At 71.6% G+C, this 23436-nt stretch carries 18 protein-coding genes; 14 read left to right on the forward strand and 4 right to left on the reverse strand.

The features are described from left to right. From ABT006_RS24105 to ABT006_RS24115, 3 genes are read right to left on the reverse strand one after another with little or no spacing between them, the layout of a single operon-like run. Positions 1-1110 carry a GNAT family N-acetyltransferase gene (locus tag ABT006_RS24105; RefSeq protein WP_350709804.1) on the reverse strand — a complete coding sequence of 370 codons (1110 nt, stop codon included), beginning with the start codon at positions 1108-1110 and terminating at the stop codon, positions 1-3. After that, on the reverse strand, positions 1107-2426 hold the full coding sequence (locus ABT006_RS24110; RefSeq protein ID WP_350709806.1) for a hypothetical protein: 1320 nt from the start codon (positions 2424-2426) through the stop codon (positions 1107-1109). Before ABT006_RS24110 ends, ABT006_RS24105 begins: the two co-directional genes overlap by 4 nt. Further along, positions 2423-3352, reverse strand: a complete 930-nt coding sequence (locus ABT006_RS24115; protein ID WP_350709807.1) for a glycosyltransferase family 2 protein — start codon at positions 3350-3352, stop codon at positions 2423-2425. The genes ABT006_RS24110 and ABT006_RS24115 overlap by 4 nt, the downstream gene beginning before the upstream one ends. A gap of 731 nt (positions 3353-4083) precedes the next feature. Here ABT006_RS24115 and ABT006_RS24120 point away from each other — a divergent pair. The 4 genes from ABT006_RS24120 to ABT006_RS24135 all read left to right on the forward strand — a co-directional run bounded on the left by ABT006_RS24120 (position 4084) and on the right by ABT006_RS24135 (position 7201). Continuing rightward, positions 4084-4737 (forward strand): alpha/beta fold hydrolase, encoded by a 654-nt coding sequence (locus tag ABT006_RS24120; RefSeq protein WP_350709809.1) that lies wholly within the window; start codon positions 4084-4086, stop codon positions 4735-4737. Beyond that, complete coding sequence (locus ABT006_RS24125) at positions 4677-4856, forward strand: alpha/beta fold hydrolase (protein ID WP_350709811.1); 180 nt, start codon at positions 4677-4679, stop codon at positions 4854-4856. The genes ABT006_RS24120 and ABT006_RS24125 overlap by 61 nt, the downstream gene beginning before the upstream one ends. 285 nt (positions 4857-5141) lie before the next feature. After that, complete coding sequence (locus ABT006_RS24130; RefSeq protein WP_350709813.1) at positions 5142-6425, forward strand: VWA domain-containing protein; 1284 nt, start codon at positions 5142-5144, stop codon at positions 6423-6425. After that, positions 6425-7201, forward strand: coding sequence for a peptidase (locus ABT006_RS24135; RefSeq protein WP_350709815.1), 777 nt, complete (start codon positions 6425-6427; stop codon positions 7199-7201). The genes ABT006_RS24130 and ABT006_RS24135 overlap by 1 nt, the downstream gene beginning before the upstream one ends. A gap of 103 nt (positions 7202-7304) precedes the next feature. On the opposite strand, the gene ABT006_RS24140 is transcribed toward ABT006_RS24135, so the two are convergent. Continuing rightward, complete coding sequence (locus tag ABT006_RS24140) at positions 7305-8015, reverse strand: VOC family protein (protein WP_350709817.1); 711 nt, start codon at positions 8013-8015, stop codon at positions 7305-7307. A gap of 429 nt (positions 8016-8444) precedes the next feature. Between ABT006_RS24140 and ABT006_RS24145 the strand changes: the two genes are divergently transcribed. The 10 genes from ABT006_RS24145 (at position 8445) to ABT006_RS24190 (ending at position 23323) form a co-directional block, all read left to right on the forward strand. Beyond that, a complete protein-coding gene (locus tag ABT006_RS24145) occupies positions 8445-8969 on the forward strand; it encodes a DUF5996 family protein (RefSeq protein WP_350709849.1) in 525 nt (174 codons plus the stop codon). Between the two features lie 77 nt (positions 8970-9046). Further along, the gene (locus ABT006_RS24150; RefSeq protein ID WP_350709819.1) at positions 9047-9898 is read left to right on the forward strand and encodes an NmrA/HSCARG family protein; all 852 of its coding nucleotides are present in this window, start codon (positions 9047-9049) and stop codon (positions 9896-9898) included. 258 nt (positions 9899-10156) lie between these two features. Continuing rightward, positions 10157-11707 (forward strand): hypothetical protein, encoded by a 1551-nt coding sequence (locus ABT006_RS24155; protein WP_350709821.1) that lies wholly within the window; start codon positions 10157-10159, stop codon positions 11705-11707. A gap of 254 nt (positions 11708-11961) precedes the next feature. Further along, complete coding sequence (locus ABT006_RS24160) at positions 11962-13170, forward strand: NAD(P)/FAD-dependent oxidoreductase (protein WP_350709823.1); 1209 nt, start codon at positions 11962-11964, stop codon at positions 13168-13170. 10 nt (positions 13171-13180) lie between these two features. Next, positions 13181-14137 (forward strand): sigma-70 family RNA polymerase sigma factor, encoded by a 957-nt coding sequence (locus tag ABT006_RS24165; protein ID WP_350709825.1) that lies wholly within the window; start codon positions 13181-13183, stop codon positions 14135-14137. A gap of 226 nt (positions 14138-14363) precedes the next feature. Continuing rightward, positions 14364-14894, forward strand: coding sequence for a SigE family RNA polymerase sigma factor (locus tag ABT006_RS24170; RefSeq protein ID WP_350709827.1), 531 nt, complete (start codon positions 14364-14366; stop codon positions 14892-14894). Continuing rightward, a complete protein-coding gene (locus ABT006_RS24175) occupies positions 14891-16333 on the forward strand; it encodes a hypothetical protein (RefSeq protein ID WP_350709829.1) in 1443 nt (480 codons plus the stop codon). Before ABT006_RS24170 ends, ABT006_RS24175 begins: the two co-directional genes overlap by 4 nt. 234 nt (positions 16334-16567) lie before the next feature. Then, a complete protein-coding gene (locus ABT006_RS24180; protein WP_350709831.1) occupies positions 16568-19654 on the forward strand; it encodes an ATP-binding protein in 3087 nt (1028 codons plus the stop codon). A 112-nt stretch (positions 19655-19766) separates the two neighbouring features. Then, a complete protein-coding gene (locus ABT006_RS24185; protein ID WP_350709833.1) occupies positions 19767-20033 on the forward strand; it encodes a hypothetical protein in 267 nt (88 codons plus the stop codon). Continuing rightward, positions 20030-23323 carry a S8 family peptidase gene (locus ABT006_RS24190; protein ID WP_350709835.1) on the forward strand — a complete coding sequence of 1098 codons (3294 nt, stop codon included), beginning with the start codon at positions 20030-20032 and terminating at the stop codon, positions 23321-23323. Before ABT006_RS24185 ends, ABT006_RS24190 begins: the two co-directional genes overlap by 4 nt. The last annotated feature ends 113 nt before the right edge of the window (positions 23324-23436 follow it).

The raw sequence follows: 23436 nt of genomic DNA on the forward strand, positions 1-23436 counted from the left end.
CTACTCCCGCACCTGCCGGAGCGCCAGGATCCGGCGTACGCCACCGCGGGCGCGCTGGACCAGCGGAGTGATCGGCAACCGCTCGATCCGGTAGCTGGCGTAGTCCTGGCTGACAGCGCCGAAGCGGCTCTTGAACAACTCCAACGAGGAGACCCGGGCGGAGTCGCCCATGTTGTAGGACGTGCACCCCGCCGCGACCGCGTCCGCGATCGCGGTCTTGTGCAGCAGGTAGTTGGCGTAGACCGGGCCGGCGAGCTTCTCCAGCATCGCACCGCGCCAGTACATGGCCGTCCTCGCGCCGAGCAGCACGACGATCGCGGCGACCGGTCGTCCCTCGTGGTACGCGGCGTACACCCGGCACCGGGAACCGAGCGCGGCCGCGACGGTGCTCAACTTCCGGGGCGGTTCCCGCCGGGCCGCCAGCCGTCGGGCGAGCGGCAGCGGGAGACCGTCGCGTCGCGCCCATCGGTCGACGGACTCCCGGTAGAGCTGCTGGAAGACCCGGACCAGATCGCCCCTGTCGTCACACTCGACGAGGACGCCGGCCCGCTCCGCGCGCCGGATGCGGTTGCGGGTGTCGCTGCGGAACCGCTTGCGCCAGACCTCGTCGAAGCCGCCGTCGAGGGGGAGTGTCTGCGTCATCCGCTCCTCGCGCAGCACGCTCGCGGGCACCGCCGCGTCCCAGATCGCGGCCGTCGCCGGGTCGGGACGGACCAGGGTGCTCAGCACGTACCGCTGTCCCAGGTCGTTGACCACCATCCGGACGTCCTCCGGACGGAGTACGCCACCGTCGCAGACCAGCCCGCCCGGTCCCCAGCCCACAGGGAGTCCGAAGTCCGTGGCGAGGATCGGACCGAGCCCCGGGCGCCGAACCAGGGGAAGAACGAGTCGCCGCCTGTCGGCCGTCTCGTAGAGCCGGGAGACGTCCTCGTAGCCTTCGACCACGCAGACGCAGCGGAGCCACGTCGGCGTCTGGCTGGGCAGGGCGTTCGGCGCGGAGGCGAGCACCTGCTCCCACGCGTCGACCGGTGCCGGACTCGTCACCCGCAGCGGTCGCAGGTCGCCGGACGCCCCCCGGAGGCCGGGCTCGAGGCTGGTTCCGACGCTCACGACGAGCCCAACTGGAGGTCGGCGTGCCAGTAGCGCTGGGTGGCGTCGTTGCTGGCCATGACCACCATGCCGGTGGCGCTGGTGACGCTCTGCTTGGTGGCCGTCACATTGTTCATGTCGGGCGAGAGGGCGTCCCTGATGACCGGCGTACCGCGGCCGTCGGGGAAGGCGACGCCATCCATCGGGGAGCTCTTCATGAAGATCGTTCCCGGGTAGCCCGTGTAGGGACACCCACTGTCCGGCGCGGTCATGAAGACGTACAGCGTCTGGTGTTCGGAGTCGATCAGCAGGACCGGCCGGGTGTGGCAGTCCTTGATCCGCCCGACCCGGTGGCTGGACCACTCGCCGGTCGACGGGTCCCGGGCGAGGAGCATGATCAGGGGTGCCGACATCGCGGCGCCGGCGTCGTCGAGTCCGGTCTTGACGACCGCGAAGACCCGTCCGGAGGCGTCGGCCTGGAGTGCCTTGAGGTTGATGTGGTCGTCGGCGCTGTTCGGACCCTGGATCGCCGTACGCGTGACGTTCCACGTATCACGCGGCGCACCGTCGATGTGCTCGGCGAAGTAGACCGCGGACTTCACCTGGTTGCTCCACATCACGCCGGTCCGGCTGCCGCCGAAGGTCACCACCGACGAGATGTCGTCGCTGGACAGACCGGTGGCGGCGGCGACCGGGAGCACGAACGGCGTGCCCCAGACCACGTCCCCGCCCGTGGTGTTGTTCACGTAGACCTTCGAGCCCTGCGTCCAGGTTGCCCAGAGCACACCCGTCGAGTCCTTGTCGATGGTGAGGGTCTCGCTGGAGTAGCTGGTGATCTGCACCGGGAAGCCGGGGTCGCGGGAGTAGGTCTTCGTTGCGGCGTCGTAGCTGAAGCGGTAGAGCCGGGCCGGGTTCCCGGAGGCCGCGCCCGCGGAGGAACTGGCCCGGACGTGCGAGGAGACGTAGAGCTTGGTGCCGTCCCACAGCACGTCGGACCGGGTTTTCGGCCGGTTGTCGACGACGGTCCCGGTGTCCACCCACTGCTGGCTGGAGCGGTCCAGCCGGAAGGCGTGGTGGGTCTGGCTGCTGGTGTGGAAGAGCACCGCCCACCAGGCGCCGTCGTTCCACCACAGCTTGCTTTCCGGCTTCTCGCCGGTCGCCGCGGAGCCGGCACCCGCAGTGGAGGGACCGACGTAGCCGATGTCGCCGGTCGCCGCCCTGGCTGGTGCGGCGAGCCCACCGGTCACCGTTGCGGCGCCGATCAGCACGCCGAACACCAGGGCCAGGGCGTAGGACGTGCGCGCCGGCCGGGCACGGCGCAGGGGACGGGTCATCATCGCGGCAGCTCGCTCAGCGTCGGGCTGCTCGGCTCGGCGGCCAGGGGCTGCCATTGGTGCAGCACGCGGTGGTCGATCGGGTCCACCACCGGCCGGGGGCGCCGTACGATCCGCTCCCGGATGAGCGTCCGGAGCACCCGCTGACCGTCCCGGAAGGTACGCAGGTTGGAGGTGCCGTAGCGGCGGGCGAGTTCGTTGCTCGGCACCTCGGCGATACGCAGGTTCGCCTTCAGCGCGTGGAGCACGAGCTCGGTCTCGATCTCGAAGCCGTGCGCGGTCAGAGCGAGTGCCGGCAGGCAGTCGCGGCGGAACGAACAGAAGCCGTAGCACAGGTCGGTGAAGCGGACGAGGAACAGGGTGTTCGTCAGCCGCACCAACATCTGGTTCCCGGTCCGGCGCAGCGCCGTCAGGTCGGTCGATCCGCCGGCGGCCAGAAACCGGGAACCCTTGACGAAGTCGTAGCCGTTCATGAGCGGGGTGACGAAGCGGTGGATCTCGGCGGGATCCATGCTGCCGTCGGCGTCGATCATCACGATCAGGTCGCCGGTGGCGGCGGCGAACGCCACCCGCGCCGCGTCGCCCTTGCCCCGGCAGTGCTGCGTCAGCACCACGACGTCCGGCCGGATGGCGCGGGCGACCTCGACCGTACGGTCCGACGAGTGCCCGTCGACGAGGACCACCTCGTCGACCATCGACGGTAGGCGCTCGAGCACCCACGCGATGTTCTGCTCCTCGTTGAGCGTCGGTATGACCACGCTCACGGTCTGTCGCTCGTCGCGGCCGTTGACGACGCTGGCGTCGTCCTCGGGCCGTTCCCGCATCCGCAGGATGCTCAGTGGCCGGTCACCGTGCCCGGACGGTGCGGAGAGCGGCGGCTCGGACAGCAGATCGGGCACCTGCGCATCGACGTCCCGGTTCAGGGTCATCTGATCCCCTCCCCGACGGGCCCCGTCAGGTCGTTCCGCGGTGCGAGATCCGTCTCCGGCCTACCACCGGCGGCGACCTTCGATGTCCTTCTCATCAGCTCCACTTCCCCCGTGATACCGGCGCAGCATCGAACCGTTTACTACCCATTGTCCGATTTGTTCCGATTTGGCCAATTTGGGCCAAGATGGACAGGGGAAAGCTAACACCGCGCAAAGGAGAACATGCGGGATTTATGTGAGGCAGCTGGTTGAATGTGGACGAACTGTCGAGTGACGTGTGCCCGCCCCGGCCGGGCCGGGCCGGACCGGTCGGCTGACCTCTTCCGTGGTCGCGTCCGCAACGTCCACCAGGGCGCATCGATGCGTGGACGGGAAAGGGGGAAGCGGCGGTGAAGCAGCGGCGGCAGGTGCCGACAAGTAGATTGCAGTGACCGACTGTAATCACCCGGATTGACGGTTTCCGCCTCCGCGCAGGTCCACTCCGCGTTCTGCGTTTCCGCTGGTCAGCTAGCTGCATTTGCGCCGACTCGCACAAGCGCCCGTCAACGGAGCTCTATATTTCTTATTCAAGGGGATCCGTGGGGCAGCACGGTCAGTGACCAGCCGCTGCGAGAGCGCGCTTTCGAGGCGGATCTTGCGCACGGGCGGAGAGTCCCTGTCACCGAGACCACGCCGGCCCCGGGGCAGTGGTGAGGGAGCGCAGACAACGCGCGGAAGGCCGTAGGACGCCCATGAGCTCGGCACGATCGCCGTCAGGGCATCTGTACTTCACCGAGCGCGGATCGGGGCCACCCCTCCTGCTCATACACGGGTTGATGGTCACCGGGGAGATGTTCGAGCCGGTGATAGCGCACCTCGCCACCCGGCACCGCGTGATCGTTCCCGACATGCGCGGTCATGGGCGGAGTCGGGGACTACCGCCGCCGTACTCGACGACGCGGCTGGCGGCTGACCTGTCGCAGCTGCTCGACCGGCTGGGCATCGGCTCCACGGCCGTGCTCCGCTACTCGCTGGGCGGTGCGATCGCTCAACAACTGGTCCTCGACCACCCCGACCGATGTGATCGCCTCGTGCTCGCCTGCACTTTCGCGTTCAACATGGCGACCCTTCGAGAGAAGGTCGAGGGCCACGTACTGCCGCTGGTGTTGCAGGTCGTCGGCATGCGGCTGTTGGCGAAGCTGGTCGTCGCACAGGCGGCGCCGCAGCTCGGCCGGGAACGCGCCGACTGGCTCGCCGGTCTCATGGCAGACCAGGACCGCACGTTGATGATGTCCGCCTGGAAGGAGACGATGGCCGACAGCAGGCGCCGGCTGGGGGAGATCGCGTGTCGACGCTCGTCATCGCCGCTTCGAATGATCAAGCGGTACCGATCCACCACGCGATGATGCTCCACGACGGTGTCGCTGGTTCCCAGCTCGTCGTCATCGACGATGCTGACCATGCGCTCATCTGGACGCACACCGACGAGTTCGAGCGTGTGACAGACGATTTCCTCGGGGTCTGATCGGGCATGGCCCGCAGTCGGATGGGGTGCCTGATCGAGGATGGAGCGAGTGGCCTCCAGGTGGTCCGGATGATGTTGCGGATCTGGTTGGACAGGTCCAGGGCCGCCACCCTGTACGCCTCGGCCAGCGTCGGGTAGGGGTTTCCCCGGTGGGCGCTTCAGCCTCACGGGGACGCCGGCCGGCCGCGCGGCCCGGTGGCCCTGGAAGGCGCGCTCAAGCTCAAGGAGAGCCTCCGGTATCGGCCTTGGTGATCATCCATAGTGGATATGTCCTACACTCCGCCGGTGATCAACAAGAGACGATCGGCCGCCGTCCTCATCGGACTGCTGGCGGCGACCGTGATGACCGGGCCGATGCCAGCCCTCGCGGACGAGGAGACACCGGTCGAACCGCCGAAGGTCGAGCTGGTGCTCGACGTCAGCGGCTCGATGCGGGCCAAGGACATCGACGGCCGTAGCCGGATCTCCGTCGCCCAGCAGGCCTTCAACGAGGTGGTCGACGCGCTGCCCGAGGAGACCCAGCTCGGTATCCGAGTGCTCGGCGCGACCTACCATGGCAAGGACAAGAAGCTGGGCTGCCTGGACACCCAGCAGATCGTGCCGGTCGGCCCGGTCGATCGGGCGCAGGCCAAGGCCGCGGTGGCGACCCTGCGGCCGACCGGGTTCACCCCGGTCGGGTTGGCTCTGCGCTCGGCCGCCCAGGACCTCGGCACCGGCACGACCGCCCGGCGGATCGTGCTGATCACCGACGGCGAGGACACCTGCGCCCCGCCGGACCCCTGCGAGGTCGCCCGGGAGCTGGCCGCTCAGGGTACGAAGTTGGTGGTCGACACGCTCGGGCTGGCCCCGGACGAGAAGGTGCGTCGGCAACTGCTCTGCATCGCCGGCGCCACCGGCGGCACGTACACCGCCGCACAGAGCGCCGACGAGCTGACCAGCCGGATCAAGCAGCTGGTCGACCGGGCGAAGGACACCTACACGGCGGCCCCGGCCGTGGTCGCCGGGAAGTCGGCGTGCGACGATGCGCCGCTACTCGGCCCCGGCGTCTACAGCGACCGGGAGGCGTTCTCGGAACATCGGTGGTACCGGGTGCCGGTCCGCCCCGGGCAGGAGCTGCGTGTATCGGTCAGCATGGCGTTGGACCGCCCGGTGAACCGCGACTACGGAGTGCTGCTGCGGGCCACGGCCACCGACGGCCGGGAACTGGTCCGCGGGGTGGACGCGGGCAGCGGCCGCACCGACGTGGTCTCCGCCGGCCTGCGCTGGTCAGCGAGCGAGAAGCAGGCGGACGGGGCGCCACCGACGCCGGACGCCACGACCGCCGTCCCGGCCACCACGGTCTGCCTGGTCGTCAGCAACGCCTTCGCGCCCCGGCCGGGCACCCAGGCGACGCCCGGAATGCCGGTCGAGCTGACCGTGGACGTGGTCGCGTCCTCGCCCGCCCCGGTCGCCCCGGACCTCGGTCGGGGCTGGATGCTGCTGGTGCTGCTGACCGTGGCCGGCCTGCTCACCGGACTGGTCACCGGCCTTCTCACCCGCTGGTGGGTGGCCACCTGGAGGGAGAACTGATGATTACCCGGACGATCCGGAGCGGAGCGGCGCTGGCCGCCGCCGGCCTGGCCCTGCTGGCCGTCCCCGCACCGGTCCAGGCCGCGCCCACACCCTCGCCGGGCGCCACCCCGGTCACCCGGGCTGGGACCTCCTTTCTGACCGCCGCCAGCATCGCCGGCGGACAGCCGGTCCGGGTCGCCGCCTCCACCGGCGACTACCTGTACTGGTCGTTCCCGGCTGCGGCCGGTGAACGGCACGAGATCGCCGCGACCGTGTCGTTCCCGAAGTCGCGCAGCGGCGCGTCGACCTGGACGATGGAGGTCTTCGACGGGCTACGGCGACGCCAGTCGTGCACGGCCGGCGCGCAGACCCCCACCGTCGCGGCCTCTGCCGGCAGCGTGTCCCTCGGTTGCACCCTGCGACAGGTACGGACCTGGTCCGAGCCCTGGTCGGCCGACCCGCTGCCCGGGACCTACTACGTCCGCCTGTCGGTGGCCGAGCTGCCGGAGGCCGACCTCGGGCTCCCGATCGACGTGGAGCTGCTGGTCAGCGCGGACCGACAGGACTCCCGCGACGACGGCGAGCTCAAGGCGCCGCTGGTGCCGCCCACGCAGGCCGGCACGATACTCAGCGCCGAACCGGCGGCACAACCGGTCGAGGAGGACGAGAGCGGGTACCTCGACTGGTTGCCCGGCCTCGGCTCGCGTTGGATCTGGAGCACGGTGGGCGGCGTACTCGCCGCCGTGGCCGGCGTCGCTGGCTTCGCCCTCACCCGCCGTCCCCGCCGGCCGTGACCGGTGCCGGTGGCCGCTCCCCGGGCGGGGAGCGGCCACCGGCCGGCGCAGGAGAGGAGCCGAAAGCTCGCGGAGCAGGTGCGCCGAGGACGCCGCGCTGTGGTCAGTTTCCTCTCACGCAGAACTCGTTGCCGTCGGGATCGGCCAGCACGACGGTGCCGTCCGCACCGACCTCGAGCCGGGTGGCCCCGAGGGCGACCAGCCGGTCGACTTCCGCTTGCTGGTCGCCGCCGGCCGGGGCGAGTTCGAAGCGCTGCGGGTTCCTCACCGCTTTCGGGGCCACGGGTGGGCCTCCCCACGCGACCTTCGTGCCGCCGAGCGGTGACTGGATCGCAGTCTCCTGGTCCTGGTCCCACACCAGCGGCCAGCCCAGCGCCTCGCTCCAGAAGAGGCCGACCTCCCGGGTGCCGTCGCAGGCGAGTTCCCCGAGCAGGCCGCATCCGGCGAGGAAGCCGTTGCCCGGCTCGATCACGCAGAACTCGTTGCCCTCGGGGTCGGCCAGGACGACGTGCCCCTCCTCGGGGCGCTGCCCGACGTCGAGGTGGCTTCCGCCGAGCCTCAGCGCCGTGGCCACCGTGTGCTGCTGGTCATCGGGGCTGGCGCTGGTCAGGTGAAGGTGCATGCGGCGGTTCTGCCGCCCCACCTCTTCCGCGCGGCTCGCGACGAACCGGAGACCGAGCTGGCCGTCCTCGCCGGGCAGGAGCGCGCCATCGGCGTCCTCGACGACCTGGCGGCCGAGCATGCCGGCCCAGAACTGCGCCAGGCGGGCCGCGTTGTGCGCATCGAAGGTCACCGTTAGTAGCCGCGAGATCATCGCCTCAGAGTAGGCAGGGGCCAGCAGTGCGACAAGGCGATTATCCGGCCGGCGTATCGCGAGTGGCGCGGGGCGCGTGCCGTCTCAACGGGAGCGTCGAGCGGTTACGGTGTACCGGATGATCACTCCCGCGCAGGCGACGAGCCGGCTGAACAAGGACATCGGCGCCGTTGTGCGGCCGCTCGGCTTCCACGGCACTCGCGGGAACTGGTCGGTCGTCACGACCGACGGCGTCGCACAGATCAGTGTCGGACGGAGTGTGATGCGCAGCGTCGGCGGCGGCACGATCTTCGTCAACGTGGGCATCGGTGTGGTGCCGTTCGCATGGTGGGAGTACCTGAACTGGCGCGCCGCCCGCTGGGGCCAGCCTCCGATCCCGTTGGACAAGAACGCTACGTCCTACCGGATCGGGTTCGTCGAGACCCGCCAATGCCCGGAGGACAGTTACCACCACCTGCGCCTGGACCCTGGCAGGTACCCGGCGACCGTGACGACGACCGAGGAGCTGGACCACGCTGCGGCGCTGCTGGTCGGTGCGGCCGACAAGCTCGCCCACACCGCGCTCGACCTGCTCCGGCCGGGCCGTTACCTCGAGGCGCTGCGCGGCATACCCGATCTCGGCGGCGCGATGTGGGAGCCGCTGGTGGTGCTGCTCGCCGAGGGCGGCCCGTCGGCCGAGCTCGATGCCGCGATCGAGGACATGCGTGCCGACTACGCCAACTACGGCTTCGGCCCACCCGACATGGAGGTCGAGTACGCCCGCATGCGGGCCGCGGCGGCGGGGGAGCGGCAACGTGCGTGAGGAGATCATCTAGTGCGGTAACCAGGTACGCCGGATTCTGGTTCGGCGACAAGAACATTCCCGAACCGGCCTTCTACTCCTACACGCGCCCGAGCAGACCGTCGGCCGGCCAGGTGGAACGGCCACCGCGAACGTTCGCGAGGATGGGATGACGGCCGAGGCGGGAGGATACGGTGGAGCGCGGCGACGACCGGTCGCCGCGCTCGCTCGCTGGGAAGAGGTGACTTCGATGGCCGATGCGCCGATCTTGGTGCTCGGGGCGACCGGCGGTCAGGGCAGTGCCGTTGTCGAGGCGTTGTTGGGCCGCGGGGCCCGGGTGCGGGCGCTGGTGCGCGACCCGGAGCGGGCGGCGGCTCGCCGGCTGGCCGACCGGGGCGTCGAGGTGGTTGCGGGTTCGCTGGATGATCCCAGCTCGCTGGCCACGGCGATGGCGGGCGCGGGGTCCACCTTCGCGCTCACGACTCCGTTCGAGGCGGGCGTGGATGCCGAAGTGACCCAGGGGCGGGCGATCTTGGCAGCCGCCGGCGAAGCGCGGGTGTCGCACCTGGTGTTCAGCTCGGTGGCCGGCGCCGATCAGGGAAGCGGTGTGCCCCACTTCGACAGCAAGGCGCGCATCGAAACCGAGCTGGCTGCTGGTGACGTCCCCTACACGATCTTGGGACCGACGTACTTCTTCGACAACGCGCTCGGCGGGGCGGACCGCATTCGCAGTGGGGTGCTCGATCTGCCGCTGCCGGCGGATCGGCCGCTGCAGCAGCTTGCCCGCACCGACCACGGGGTCTTCGCCGCGCAGGTGCTTCTCGACCCCGCCCCCTACGTCGGGCGACGCATCGAGCTGGCCGGCGATGCCCCCACCCCCGCCCAGATGGCGGCCGCACTGGGCGCGGCGCTGGGACGGGAAGTGCGCCATGAGAGAGTGCCGCTGGCCGATATCGGCAATCCGGACATGCACGCGATGTGGGCGTTCCTGAACGGGCCGGGCTACCAGGTCGACATCGCCGCGCTGCATGCCGCCCACCCAGAGGTTGGTTGGACCAGCTTCGCCGATTGGGCCCACCGCACGTTCGGATCTGCTTCGTGAACGTTCCCGGCTGACGACCGCTGCCCGTATCCCTGCTCCGCATCCCGACGGTCGGCACGGCGGATGCCCTCGGACGCGCCCGCACCGAGCGACGCTGATCGAAGACCCCCGTTCCGACGCATGGCCCGACGCAGCACCGGCCGCGCGAACCATCGCGGATCCTCGACACATTTTGCTGATCGTCGTCGCGCCGCTGTGACGGCACCAAGGCGTCTTGACGTCCTCAATACGATCAGGGCTCGTCCTATCAGTAGGAGGATGTCGATGCGTTGGGCGCTGCGGACGGGTACGCCGATCTTCCTGCTCATCCTGCTCGGCGCGGTCGGCTGGTACGCCTCGTACGCCACCACCGTCCTCGTGTGGGAGCTGCGCAAACTCGTGCCCTGGCTGGTAGCGCCGACCCTGCTGGCCCTGCTCGCCGGGGCGCCGGCCCTGGTGCGACTGCTCACCCACCGGCTCCGCGGGCGCACGACCACGTCCGAGTTGACCAGGGGGACCATCGTCCTCGGTTGGCTGGGCGCCGCCGTCGGACTGGCCCTTGGGGCGTGCTGGCTGGTCTACGGCGAATACCTCCAGGATCGGGCGTACGGGACCACCATGCGGGTGGTGAGCGATCCGGTCCCGGACCTGGCCGCACGTGCGCCGTACCTGGTCGGCAAGGCCCAGGCCGCGCCCAACCTGGGCGACGTCACCGGCGAGATCACCGACGTCAGCTACCTGCCCGACTCCGACCGGTTCGCCATCCTGGTCGAGCGGCGCGGCTGGTTGGCCGGTTACGAGGTCGGTCTGATGCAGGAGGTGCCGCTCGGCGGCAACAGCCGGGCGCAGCAGCGGTGCCAGTTCGACGTGTCAGCCGCCGACGCGCGGATCGGCGGCTGGTTCAGCCACAACCTGGGCCGGAAGATCTCCGCCGAACGGCGCTGGGCCCGGTTCTCCGCGGACGACGCGTACGTCTACTGCCAGGGCGACAACCCGATCGTGGTGGTGCCGCTGAAACGGCAGACCGGAATCCTGGTGGTGACCGAACGGCCGGCCGGTGTGGCGCAGTACGACGGCCGAACCGGAAAGGTCACGATCACTGACGACACGACGAAGGTGCCCGGACCGTCCTACCCGATCAGCCTGGCCGCCCAGCAGCGGGAGGGCACCACCGCCGTCGGTGGCTTCGCCGACTGGTGGTTCGAGCGCAGCGGCTGGGACGCCTCCGAGGACGGCGCCAACGAGGGCAACGAGTCGGAGTTCACCCTCCGCTACCGCGACGGCAGTGGACGCAGCGCGTACGTCACCCCGCTCACCCCGCAGGGCGAGGCCAGTTCGGTGGTGGCGGTGTCGACCGTGCCGACCCGGCACGCCGGCCGCGGTCTCGCCCCGCTGACCGTGCACCGGCTCAGCCCGACCTGGTCGTCGCCTCAGGCGATCGTCGCCCTGATCAAGGCGGAGTACCGGGACGTCTGCTGCTGGAACGACGACCAGGTGTTCGAGGTGGTGCCGACCGGCGGCAGCACGTGGACCGCCACACTCGGCAGTGAGCAGAGCATCCGGTACCGGGTGGAGGGCCGGGGCCAGATCAACGGCCGGGAGGCGACCTGCCTGAAGAACGCCGACGGCACCCTCGTCCGGTGCGCGTACGCCGCCCCCGGCTCGCCTGAGGAACAGGAGCTGCAACGCCGGGACCAGCAGCAGCAACGGGAGCAGGCGGCGAACGGCGGCACGGACCCGGGCGACCTGACGAAGTACACCGACGAGCGGTTGGCCGAGCTGCACCGGCGGGTCGCCGAGGAGGTCGACCGCCGCCTCAAGGAGCGGTAGTGGTCGGTGACTGGTCCACTGCGCAGCCGTGCCGCCAGGACCGATGCCACGTCATCATCACCTCGTTCAGCTCGGCCTGCGTCAGCGCCGCGTCGTGGCGGCCGTCCACGGCCCGGTCGACCTGCTCGGCGTCGCGAGCATCGTTGGGCGGCGCTCCTGCCGCTCTGTGACCCATGCCACACGCAGTTCCTGTCAGCAATCGGGGCGCCGTTCCGCTCAACTCGCGGAGGCAAGCGAACCGACAGGAGCAACCCATGAAGCACCGCATCGTCGTCCTCGGCGCCGGCTATGCCGGGGCCCACGTGGCCGGGAACCTGGCCCGCCGGCTGTCCCCGGCGGACACCGAGATCACCGTGGTCAACGCCGAGCCGGACTTCGTCCAGCGGCTGCGGCTGCACGAACTCGCGGCCGGCCACGAGATCAAGGCTCCGAAACTCGCCGACGTCTTCGCGGGCACAGGGATCCGGCTGCGCCTGGCCCGTGTCACCGCCGTCGACCCCGAGCGCCAGGTCGTCGCCCTGGCCGACGCCGACGGCGGCGGCGAGCTCGGCTACGACACGCTTCTCTACGCGCTCGGCAGCCACGGCGACGACCACGGCGTCCCCGGCGTGGCCGAGCACGCCTTCGACATCGCCGCCCGGCCCTCGGCGCTGCGCCTGCGCGAGCGCCTGGACAGCCTGGGCAGGCGGGGCGAAGGAGGGCGTGTGCTGGTCGTCGGCGACGGGTTGACCGGCATCGAGACCGCCACCGAGATCGCCGAAGCCCGGCCCGGCCTGTCGGTGGCGCTGGTCGCCCGCGGCGAGCTGGGCGCCCGGCTCTCCGCCGGAGCCCGCAGCCACCTGCGCCGGGCCTGCGCCCGGCTGGGCATCACCGTCCTGGAGCACACCAGCGTCGAGGCCGTCGAAGCGACGCGGGTGCTGTGCGCCGACGGCAGCGCCCTGGCGTCCGACGCAACCGTGTGGACGGCCGGGTTCGCGGTCAACCCCATCGCCGCCGCCAGCGGGCTGGAGGTCACCGAGAACGGTCGGATCGTCGTCGATCGCACCATGCGGTCGGTCTCGCACCCGAACGTCTACGCCGCCGGCGACAGCGCCTACGCCATCGGCGACAACGGCCGGCCGCTGCCGATGTCCTGCGCCTCGGCCGGCTTCACCGGCCAGCAGGCCATCGAGGCGATCATGGGACGCCTGACCGGCCGCAAAATCGCGAACACCAAGCTGGTCTACCCGGGCAACCACATCAGCCTCGGGCGGCGAGACGGAATCCTGCAGCTGGTCGACGACGAAGCGCAGGCAACGCCGAAGTACGCGGGCGGCCGGAAGGCCGCGCGGATCAAGTCGGGCATCCTCAAGCTCTCGCTCTGGGCCACCTCGCACCCGACCTTCGGCCTGCCCAAGCGCAAGCACCGCCTGGCCGCCGCGCCGGATACGTCCGCCAAGAAGGCGGTCGGCGTAGCCGCCTAGGGTGGTCCGAGTGGACAGCACCGCCACTGATCGCTTCGACACCGGTCGGTTCGAGGCCAGCCGGTTCCGGCTGGCCTCGCTGGCGTACCGGCTGCTCGGCTCCGCCGCCGACGCCGAAGACGCCGTGCAGGATGCGTTCCTGCACTGGCAGGCCGTCGACCGGCAGCGGATCAAGGTGCCGGAAGCATGGCTGACCAAGGTCGTCACCAACCTGTGCCTCGACCGGCTCCGCTCGGCACAGGCCCGCCGCGAACGCACCGTCGGCGCCTGGCTACCCGAACCGCTCCTCGCCGGCGACCCGATGCTCGGCCCGGCCGACACTGTCGAGCAGCGCGAATCGGTCTCGCTGGCCGTGCTGACTCTCATGGAGCGCCTGTCACCCCACGAGCGGGCCGTCTACGTCCTGCGCGAAGCGTTCTCCTACAGCCACGCCGAGATCGCCGAGATCCTCGACATCACCGAGTCCGCAAGCCAGCAGCACCTCCACCGGGCCCGGCGCCGCATCGCCGCCGCGCGCCGCCGCGGCGGCGGCGAAGTCGACCCGGCATCCGCCCGCAGGATCGTCGAGGAATTCCTCGCCGCTGCCTCCTCGGGCCGCACCGAACGGCTGGTAGCGCTGCTCACCGACGACGCGACCGCGATCACCGACGGCGCCGGCCTGGCCCAGACGCTGCTGCGGTACGACACTCCGCAGCGCGTCGCCGCCGTCGTACGGGCCGGCTTCAAACCCACACCCGCGAAACGGCGACTTGCCGGCGGCACGCCCGCCATCCACTACGCGCTCGTCAACGGCGCCCCAGCCATCCTCTTCGTGCTCGGCGACCAGGTCCTCGGGGCCGTGGCGTTCGACATCACCAACGGCAAGATCGCAACCGTGCGCGGCATCGCCGCCCCCACCCGCCTCGCCCGCCTCAGCGAAGCCTGGCGGCAGCACGAACCGGACCCGCCCCTCATCAGCCAGTGGTGACCCGACGCCGACCGAAAGAGCATTGCTATGTGCCTCGACTGAGTGGCCGCGAACGTGGCACCTTTCGCGAGTCGACTGGCGCAGCCCGCCGTCACGACCGTGGCGGGTAGCCACCGGCAGATCCGGATCCGTCTCGACGTACGGTTCCACTCAACCCCGGACGCCGCCGATCGCGTCTCACCCTGCATCCGCACGTGACACGAGGCGGATGTGACCTGGAGGTGGCGTGAGTCGGCACGAGGACGACGAACAGTTCCGGCTGTTCGTACAACGACAGTGGGGGCCGTTGCTGCGAACGGCCTACCTGCTGACCGGCGATCGGGGGACAGCCGAGGACCTGGCGCAGACGGCGTTGGAGAAGACCCATCGGCGCTGGGGGCGGGTACTGCGCAGGGACGCGCCCGAGGTCTACGTACGCCGGGCGATGGTCAACACGGCGATCTCCTGGCGGCGTCGGCGGCGACCGCTGGAGGTGCCGCTGCTGACCTCCGACAGCGCGCCGACGCCGGACGCGTACGCGCAGGTGGAGGAGCGGCAACTGCTCCTCACCGCGCTGCGGCGGTTGCCGCCCAGGACCCAGGCGGTGCTGGTGCTGCGCTACTTCGAGGACCTCAGCGAGGCGGACACCGCCAAGGTTCTCGGCTGCTCCGTCGGCTCGGTGAAGAGCCAGGCGTCGCGCGGGTTGGCCCGGCTGCGGGGCGAGTTCGCCCCACCCGTCCCTCAGTCCCCGGTACGGCTCGAGGAGGAACTGGCATGACCGAGAGCTTCGCGAATTCGACGCTCAGTCCCGCGCTGCGGCAGGCCGCGCACGGCGTCGACGTACCCGAGGACCCGTGGCCGGGGTTCGCCCGGCGCGAGCGACGGCACCGGCGGACGCGGCTGATCCGGGCGGCGGTCGCCGTCGCGGTCGGGGCCGCGCTCGTCGGGATCCAGACCAACGTGGTGCCCCTGCCCGGGTGGGCGCCCGGCATCGCGGTCGCCGCCGCCCCGGCAGCGCTGCTCGACGCCCCGCCCCGGGGCACGCTGGCCGGCGACCAGGCCTGGCTGGACACGCTGCGGACGCGGATCAGCACCGACCCGCGGATCAGCGGCGACACACCGTCGGGTGTCCTGAACCCGGATGGCGTCTGGAAGGTCGGCGACCGCGACCGGATCCGCCTGCTGTACGGCAGTGACCAGCCGGGCCACCGGGTCGCGCTGGTGGCGGTGCCGTTGCGGTTCGGCCTGCTGACCAAGGAGGCGCTGGTCTGGTACGTGGGTCCGGCCGGGGCCGGCGCCGAACAGATGCACTACGCCGGCCACAGCGAGGGCGTCGACGACCCGGTGATGACCCTGATGCAGGCCGGTCCCGACCGGGGCGGATTCGCGGTCGTCGTCGGGCCGGCCGAATCCACCGTGATGATCAGTGGCGACCCTCGCTACACGCCGAGGGGAACCCTGGAGTACGAGAACCTCGCCAGGGAGGACGGCAGCGGGGTCGGGTTCGCCGTCCTGCCCCCCGTGCCGCTCCGGAACGAACCCGTCGTCCGGGTCAGCCGGGGCGACCACGTGCTCTACCAGGGCGGCCTGGGCGGCGGCCCGTACGCCGGGATCGACCCGACCGGGGCTGAGATGGACGTCCTGCTCACCGCCGCCCGACGGGGTGCCCGAGGCACGCCGCTGGACGACGCCACCCTGCGCAGCTTCGTCGAAGAGGCACTCCTCGACAGCCGCCTCCCCGCGGTCGGAACGACGGTGCGGCTGCGCTGGTCGGGCAGCGAGCACGGCCAGGCCGCCGCGCTGCTCACCGTGCAGCCCGCCGGCGGCGGGGTGATCGCGTACGCCAGGCACGGCGACGACCGAACCGGCTGGTGGACCGACCTGCGGCTGCTGTTGCCGGCCGAGGGCGCCGACCAGCGGCCGATCGGCTGGCGGATCCGGGCCGACAACGGCACCCGCACGCCGACGGACCAGGTGCGGGTGATCGCCCCGCCGGACGCGGCCCGCGTCACGGTCACGGTCGGCGGCGCACCCCCGGCCACGGTCACCCTCGACACGTCGAACGCCGGCACCACCCGGATACCGCCGGACCAGCCGGCCACCCTCACCGCGTATGCCACGGACGGCAGCGTCCTCGGAAGCACCCCGTTGCCGCCGGTCGAGGCCAACATGTCGGGCCTGCCGGGCGACAGCCCGGCTACCCGGGTGACCCCCTGACGAACCGAAAGCGTGGCCGAGCCGTCCGAGGACGGCTCGGCCACGCCGAGCAGGTGGAACCGGGCGTCGAGCGGGGACTTCGTGCCCGCGCCGGAGTCGCTCCCGGGCTCCGCGGCCGGGCTGTCGGCACCGCCATCACCCGACCGACCAGGCAATGGACCGACGACTGTCACGAGGTGGGTGACCCACGCCCCAGCAGGCCGGGGTCGCCGCAGCGTGGATAGGGTGTCGCGCATGTCAGGGGCAGCTCAGCCGGCGGATCCGGGAGCCACGCGCCCCCACCGGCTGCGCATCCACCTGCTCGGCGGGTTCCGTGTCGAGCGAGAAGGCGGCCGGTCGGTGGCCGAGCAGTGGCGGCGTACCGGTGCCCGCACCCTGGTCAAACTGCTGGCCGTCACGCCCGGCGGGCGACTGCACCGCGACCAGGCGATGGAGGCGCTGTGGCCGGAGATGCCGTACGAGGCGACGCTGCGGAGTCTCCGCGTGACCCTGCACGCGGCGCGGCACGCCCTGGAACCTGAACTGGCGCCACGCAGCCCGTCGACGTACCTGCACACCGAGGGTGAGCTGATCTGCCTCGACCGGGGCCTGATACTGATCGATGCCGACGAGGCCACGGCCGCAGCCGCGCACGCTCTCGCGACCGGTGACCGGGCGGCGCTCGCCTCAGTACTGACCTCGCTGAGCCGGGAGCTGCTGCCCGAGGACCGGTACGCGTCCTGGGCCGAGGAGCGCCGGCGCCAGTTGGTGGCCCTGCGCGGCCGGGTCGTCCCGGCCCTCGCCACCGTGTTGGCCCAGGCCGGCGAGACAGACCAGGCAGTGGAGGTGTTGCGCCTCGAACTGGAACGGACTCCGGCCGCGGAGGAACTGCACCTGCTGTTGGCGCGGGTGTTGCTGGATGCCGGACGGCCGAGGCAGGCCGTACGGCAGTACCACGCGGCGCGCGATGTGCTCGCAGAGGAGTTGGGTTTTCCGCCCGCGGCCGAGTTCCAGGCGCTGCTGCGAGAGGCACTCGACGCCCTGACGTCCCCACGCACCGGGGCGGACCGGACGGTGATGCAGTTGCCGCCGGTGATCCGCCACCCGCACGACCAGCCCCTGATCGGCCGCGCGCGTCCGCTTGCCCTGCTCGTCGGGCATGCCACCGACGCCCCCATCCCCGCCGGACGGCCGGGCGGCGCGCCGCTGGCGCTGGTGGCGGGGGAGGCGGGCATCGGCAAGACCCGCCTCGTCGCGGAGGTGGCCGGGCAGGCTGCCAGGGCGGGAACCCAGGTGCTGTGGGGTACCTGTCGCACAGCCGAGGGGCAGACCCCGTACGGGGTGTTCGTCGATGCGCTCGACAGCTATCTCGCCGCATGCCCGGCGGTGGAGCGGGCGACGATCGCTGCCGAACATCCCGGTCTTGCCGCCGTCCTGACCACCCTCGGGGAAGCGCCCACCCGCGCGGGTAGCCCCGAGGAGGAACAGGCCCGCTTCTTCCGGTCCGTGAGCGCGCTGCTGACCGATCTCGCCGCCGCCCGGCCGCTTCTGCTCGTCCTCGACGACCTGCACGCCGCCGATCCGGCATCCCTGCGTCTGCTGCACCATCTCATCCGTACCGCCCAGTCACGGCGCTGGCGGTTCGTCGCGACCGTCCGCGGCGACGAACTGCCCGCCGGTGACCCACGCCGCCTCATCCTGGACACCCTCGCGGAGCAGGGGTTGGCGGTCGAGGTCGAACTGCTCCGGCTCAGCCGAGCCGACTGTGCCCGGCTGGTCGGAATTCCGCCGCAGCGGGCTCGGCGCATCTACGAGCTGTCCCGAGGCAACCCGCTGTTCGCGCTGGAACTCGCCACCGCCGGCGAGGTGCGGGGCGTGCCCGACGGGGTGCGCAGACTGGTCAGCGGACGGCTCTCCCAGCTGCCCGACGAGGCCCGCGCGGCGCTCGGTGCCCTCGCCGTCGGCGGCGGTGGCGCGATCTCCGTCGCCGAACTGGAGGCCGTCGCGATTGCCGGGCTCCACCCGCCCCTCGGCGGCCCTGCCGTCGCCGCCGCACTCGACACGGCGGTCACGGCCGGCTTCATCGTGGAACGCACGGTCACGGCACTCGGACGTCCGGTGACCGGCTACGCGTTCCGCCACCCGCTGGTCGAACTCGCCTGCGCCGAAGGGGTCGGTGCCGCGAGCCGGCGGCAACTGCATCGCGCGTACGCCGAGACCGTGCTGGTCCAGCGCCCCGACGCGGTGGAAGCCGCGGCCTTCCATCTCAGCCGGGCCGACGATCCGCGCGCCGCGCACTGGCTGCGCCGTGCTGCCGAACGTGCCGCCAGCCTCTTCGCCAACGACAGCGCCTGCGCCTACTACGCCGACCTGGTCGCGCGCCTGGAGCCGGACGACCCGGCCGCGGCAGCCGCCGCCCGGCTCGACTGGGGTACGGTGCTGCGCCGCAGCGCCCGCTACCACGAGGCGGAGGAGGTGCTGCGGGTGGCGCTGACGTCGTATCGGCAGTCGGCAGACCCCCGAAGCGTGGTGCGCGCGGCGATCGCCCTGGCGGAGGTGCTCGGCCGGGCGCTGCGGCCGCAGGACGGGTTGGCGGAGCTGGAATCCGTGCGGCATCTCCTGGAGGACCGACCGGTCCCGGGCGACGAGGGCACCCCGCACACCGATCGGGTCGACCTCGAACTGACCGTCGGGACGATGCTCTTCGGCTCCGGACAGTACGCCGACGCGCTCGCCGCGCTCACCCGTGCCGAGCATGCCGCCAGACAGCTCGACGAGGCGGTGACGCTGCCCCAGCTCGCCCAGATCGAGTGCGTACGCGCCGCATGCCTGCTGGTCACCGGGAACGTCGCGGCGGCGTCGGAGGCGTGTGAGCAGGCCCTGCGGCTGGCCGAGCGCTGTGACGACATCCCGCTGTTGGCTCGCGCTCTGTCCATCATGGGTGAACTGGCCCGGGAGACCGGCCGGCTGGACGTGGCCCGCGACTGCGCGCGGCGGGCGGTGGCGGCGGCGCGCCGGATGGGTGACCCGGCCGTCCTCGCCATCGACCAGAGCAACCTCGCCGAGATCGAGCTGCTCCACGGCGAACACCGACGGGCGCAGGCCCTGGCGACGTCCGCGGTACGGCTGGCCCGGTCACTCGGTCGGTCCTGGGCGTTACCGCCCGCCCTGGCCAACCTCACCACGATTCTGCTGCGGACCGGCCGTACGGAGGAGGCGCGGGCGGCGCTGGCCGACTGCGAGCAGGCGGCTCGGAACTCCGACGACCCCCAGGTGCTGGACCGGGTCCGCGTGCTCGCCGCGGAGTTGGCCGCCGAGCCGGCTGCCGCGGCGGTTGACTGACGTACGCCACCACGGCCAACCGAACGCTCGCCGTCGTCACGGTAACTGACTTGTAACTGCCGTCTTCTACGGTTCGGCCGCCACACCGCCCCACCACCACCCGAGGTAGCCCATGCATCCGGTCCATGCCGTCGTCGACGCCGGCGGCGAGCCCTGGCCGAGGGTGCGGGACGTCCTCGAACGGCACTGCCACCGCCTTCCACCCGGATACGTGGTGGAGCTGCTCACCGAGGATCCGGCGATCCCCGGCGAACTGGGCGCATGGTGTGCGGCGGGCGGCGGCGAGCTGCTCGCCGCCGACGAGACCGCGGTGCCCGCGATGTTCCGGATACGGACCGTGGGACACCCGCGCAGCCAATGGAATCCGGAGGATCGATGAGACATCCCACCTTCTCCCGATGGGTCGCAGGGCTGGCCGGCCTGGCGATCATCGGGTGGCCGGCGCTTCCCGCGTCCGCCGAGCCCGCGCCGCCGGCCGCTGATTCGTCCGGGGCGAACAGCACGACGATCACCCTGGTCACCGGCGACCGGATCACGGTGACCACAGCCCCGGACGGCACCCGGTCGTACAGCGCGGAACCGGCTCCCGACTCCGCGCCCGGCACGTTCCTCGCCCGCACCGACGTGGCAGGCGAAACCTTCTTCTACCCCAGCGACGTGATCGGACAGGTCGGCACCCGGCTCGACCCGCAGCTGTTCAACGTCACCGGACTGCTGCGCGACGGCTACGACGACGCCCACCGCGACACCCTTCCACTGATCGTCAAGCGCAACACCAGGGCGGCGGCCAAGGCGAGGGCCGTAGCCGACGACCTGTTGACCGAAGGACGCGACCTGCCCTCCATCGGGGCCAGCGCGGCCGTCCTGGACAAGGACGACGCCGACGAACTCGGCGAGACGCTGGACAGCTTCAGTCGGATCTGGCTGGACGGCAAGGCCGAGGCGGACGCCCTCGACCGCAACCTGACGCAGGTCAAGGCACCCGAGGCATGGGCGGCGGGCCGTACCGGCGAGGGTGTCAAGGTCGCGGTGCTGGACACCGGCGCGGACCCGAACCACCCCGACCTGGCCGGCCGGATCAGCGCCTCGGCGGACTTCACCGGCAAGGGCAACTCCACTGACGGGCAGGGCCACGGCACCCATGTCGCCGCGACTGTCGCGGGTAGCGGTGCTGGCGCAGCCGGCATCCGTTCCGGGGTCGCCCCGCACGCAGACCTGATCGTCGGCAAGGTCCTCGACGACAAGGGCGACGGCTACAACTCGCAGATCATCGCGGGCATGGAGTGGGCCGTCGCGCAGGGCGCACGGATCATCAACATGTCGCTGGGCAGCGGCCCCACCGACGGCACCGATCCGGTGTCCACCGCGCTGGAGCAACTCACCGCCCAGTCCGGCGCGCTGTTCGTGGTCTCCGCCGGCAACGACGGCCCCCGCGTCGGCTCCGTCTCCGCGCCGTCGGTCGCTCCGCACGCCCTCTCCGTCGCGGCCGTCGACTTCGCCGGCGGCACCGCCGCCTTCTCCAGCCGGGGACCGGCGCGGGCACCGGGACTCGTCAAGCCGGAGATCGCCGCACCCGGCGTCAACATCGTGGCCGCCCGCGCCGCCGGGACCACCATCGGCACTGTCCAGGCCGACCCCAACTACACGGCGCTGAGCGGTACGTCGATGGCCGCCCCGCACGTCACCGGCGTCGCGACGCTGCTCGCCGAAGAGCACCCGGACTGGAAGGCCGACCGCCTGAAGTCGGTGCTCATGGGGACCGCAGTGGCCCCGCCGGCGGCGCAGTCGATCCACGAGGTGGGCGCCGGCCTCGTCGACGCCCACGCCGCCCTGTCGCAGCCCCTCTTCGCCTCCGCCGGGTCCCTGGCCTTCCCCGGCGGTGAGGGCACCACCACCCGCACGGTGACCATCACCAACACCGGCACCGCGGAGGCCACCGTCAACCTCGCGGGCACCCTCGCCCGCGCCGGCGCTGCCATGCCTCCGGGGCTGCTGACCGTCAGCCCGGCCGCCGTCACGCTGCCCGCCGGCGGCTCAGGCGAGGTCACGCTCACCGTCAACGGCACCGGTACGCCGACCGGCACCTACAGCGGGGCGCTGACCGCCACCCCGGCGAACGGCGGGCAGTCGCTGCGCATCCCGCTGCTGCTCGACCGCGCGCGTACCGTCAGGATCTCGGCGTTCGACCGGGACGGCAACCCGGCTCCGGCCCAGGTGACGATGCTCAACGCCGACAGCGGCACCGCTGTCACCGTCAATCTTCCCGCAGCGGGCACCACCGAGGTCCGCGTGCCCGACGGCCCGTACGTGGTCGTCGGCACCATCGCCATGACGGTCAACGGCAAGCCCGCAGGCGCGATCCTGACCAAGGACAACCCCGCGAACTCCGACACGATCGTCCTCGACGCCCGGGAAACCCGCCGTTGGACCGTCACCGCGGACGGCTTCGACACCCGGCCCGAACTCGTCGCCGCCAACCTGCGGCGCATGACGAAGGACGGCAAGTACTGGACCGGCCACAGCGTCCTGTTCGGCGGCGCGTACGGCCCGTTCAGCCGGGACGCGCTCTGGATCACCCCGACCAACGGCACCATGGACGGCACGGTCGGCCGTTCCGAGCACTGGCGGCTGGCGGACGCGAAGAGCGACCACATGACCGGCGACGGCGACTTCCTGTTCGACCTCACGTTCGCCGACGACGAGGTGCCGGACGACCCCACGCACCGGCTCCGCACCGAAGACATCGAGAACCTGGCCAAGGTCCGTACGACCTACAAGGGTTTCAACGAGGACCACCGCTACCAGGAGGGCACCACCGTCTACGGTCCCAACCTGATCGGGCTCAACGTCACCTCGCCGTCGTACCTGACCGTGCCCCGGGTCCGCACCGAGTACATCACCGCCCGGAACACGCAGTGGATGAAACTCACCTGGCGGAGCAAGGACCGCGTGGAGTACCGCTTCACCCAGCAGCCGCGGGCCTACCAGCCCGGCACCACCACCCGCGACACCTGGTTCGCCGCCCCGATCGGGGCCCGAGCCCAAGGAATCGTCACCGGCGCCCGGCTGCAACTCACGATGGATGACGCGGTCGACAGCCAGGGGCGGAAGGGCATGTACGCCGACTTCAGCTACCCGTCGAAGTCCGATGCCACCACTCGGCTCTACCGGAACGGGGCGCTTGTCGCGGACCGCGGCTCGATGCTCGACAAGACCTTCGACGACGGCGCACCCGCGTCGTACGTCCTCGAGCGTTCCTTCACCTCGGGCGACGTCTACCCCGTCGGCGGCGAGGGCAGGACCAGGTGGGCCTTCCGCACCGACGGTTCGTCGGGCGAGGCGACCCCGGCGCGGCTGCTCAACGTGGCCGTCACCGCGGATCTCGACCTGCACAACCGGGCCCGCGCCGACCGGCCGCTGAACGTCAACGTCAGCGTCACCGGCGCCTCGGGCGAGCTCCGTAACCTGACGGCCTGGGTGACCGCCGACGGCGGTGCCACCTGGACCGAGGTCAAGGTCCGACCCGCCGGTCCGGGGGAGTACGGCTTCACCGCGCCGCGCACGGCACTGGTTGCCGACAGCTTCGTCGGCTTCCGGGTCACCGCCGAGGACGCCACCGGCACCTCGATCGACCAGACGCTGCTGCGAGCCATCCCGGTCGTACGCTGATGACGTCGTGGGGGGGGCGCCCCCCCGCGGGGGGGCGGGCCCCGCGCCCGGGGGGGGGGGGGTCGGGGGGGGGGAACCGGGCCGACCCCCGGAACACCCCCAGGAGCGCGCCG

It is taken from the genome of Micromonospora sp. NPDC002717 (genome assembly GCF_040295705.1).
In the GTDB taxonomy this organism is placed as follows: domain Bacteria; phylum Actinomycetota; class Actinomycetes; order Mycobacteriales; family Micromonosporaceae; genus Micromonospora.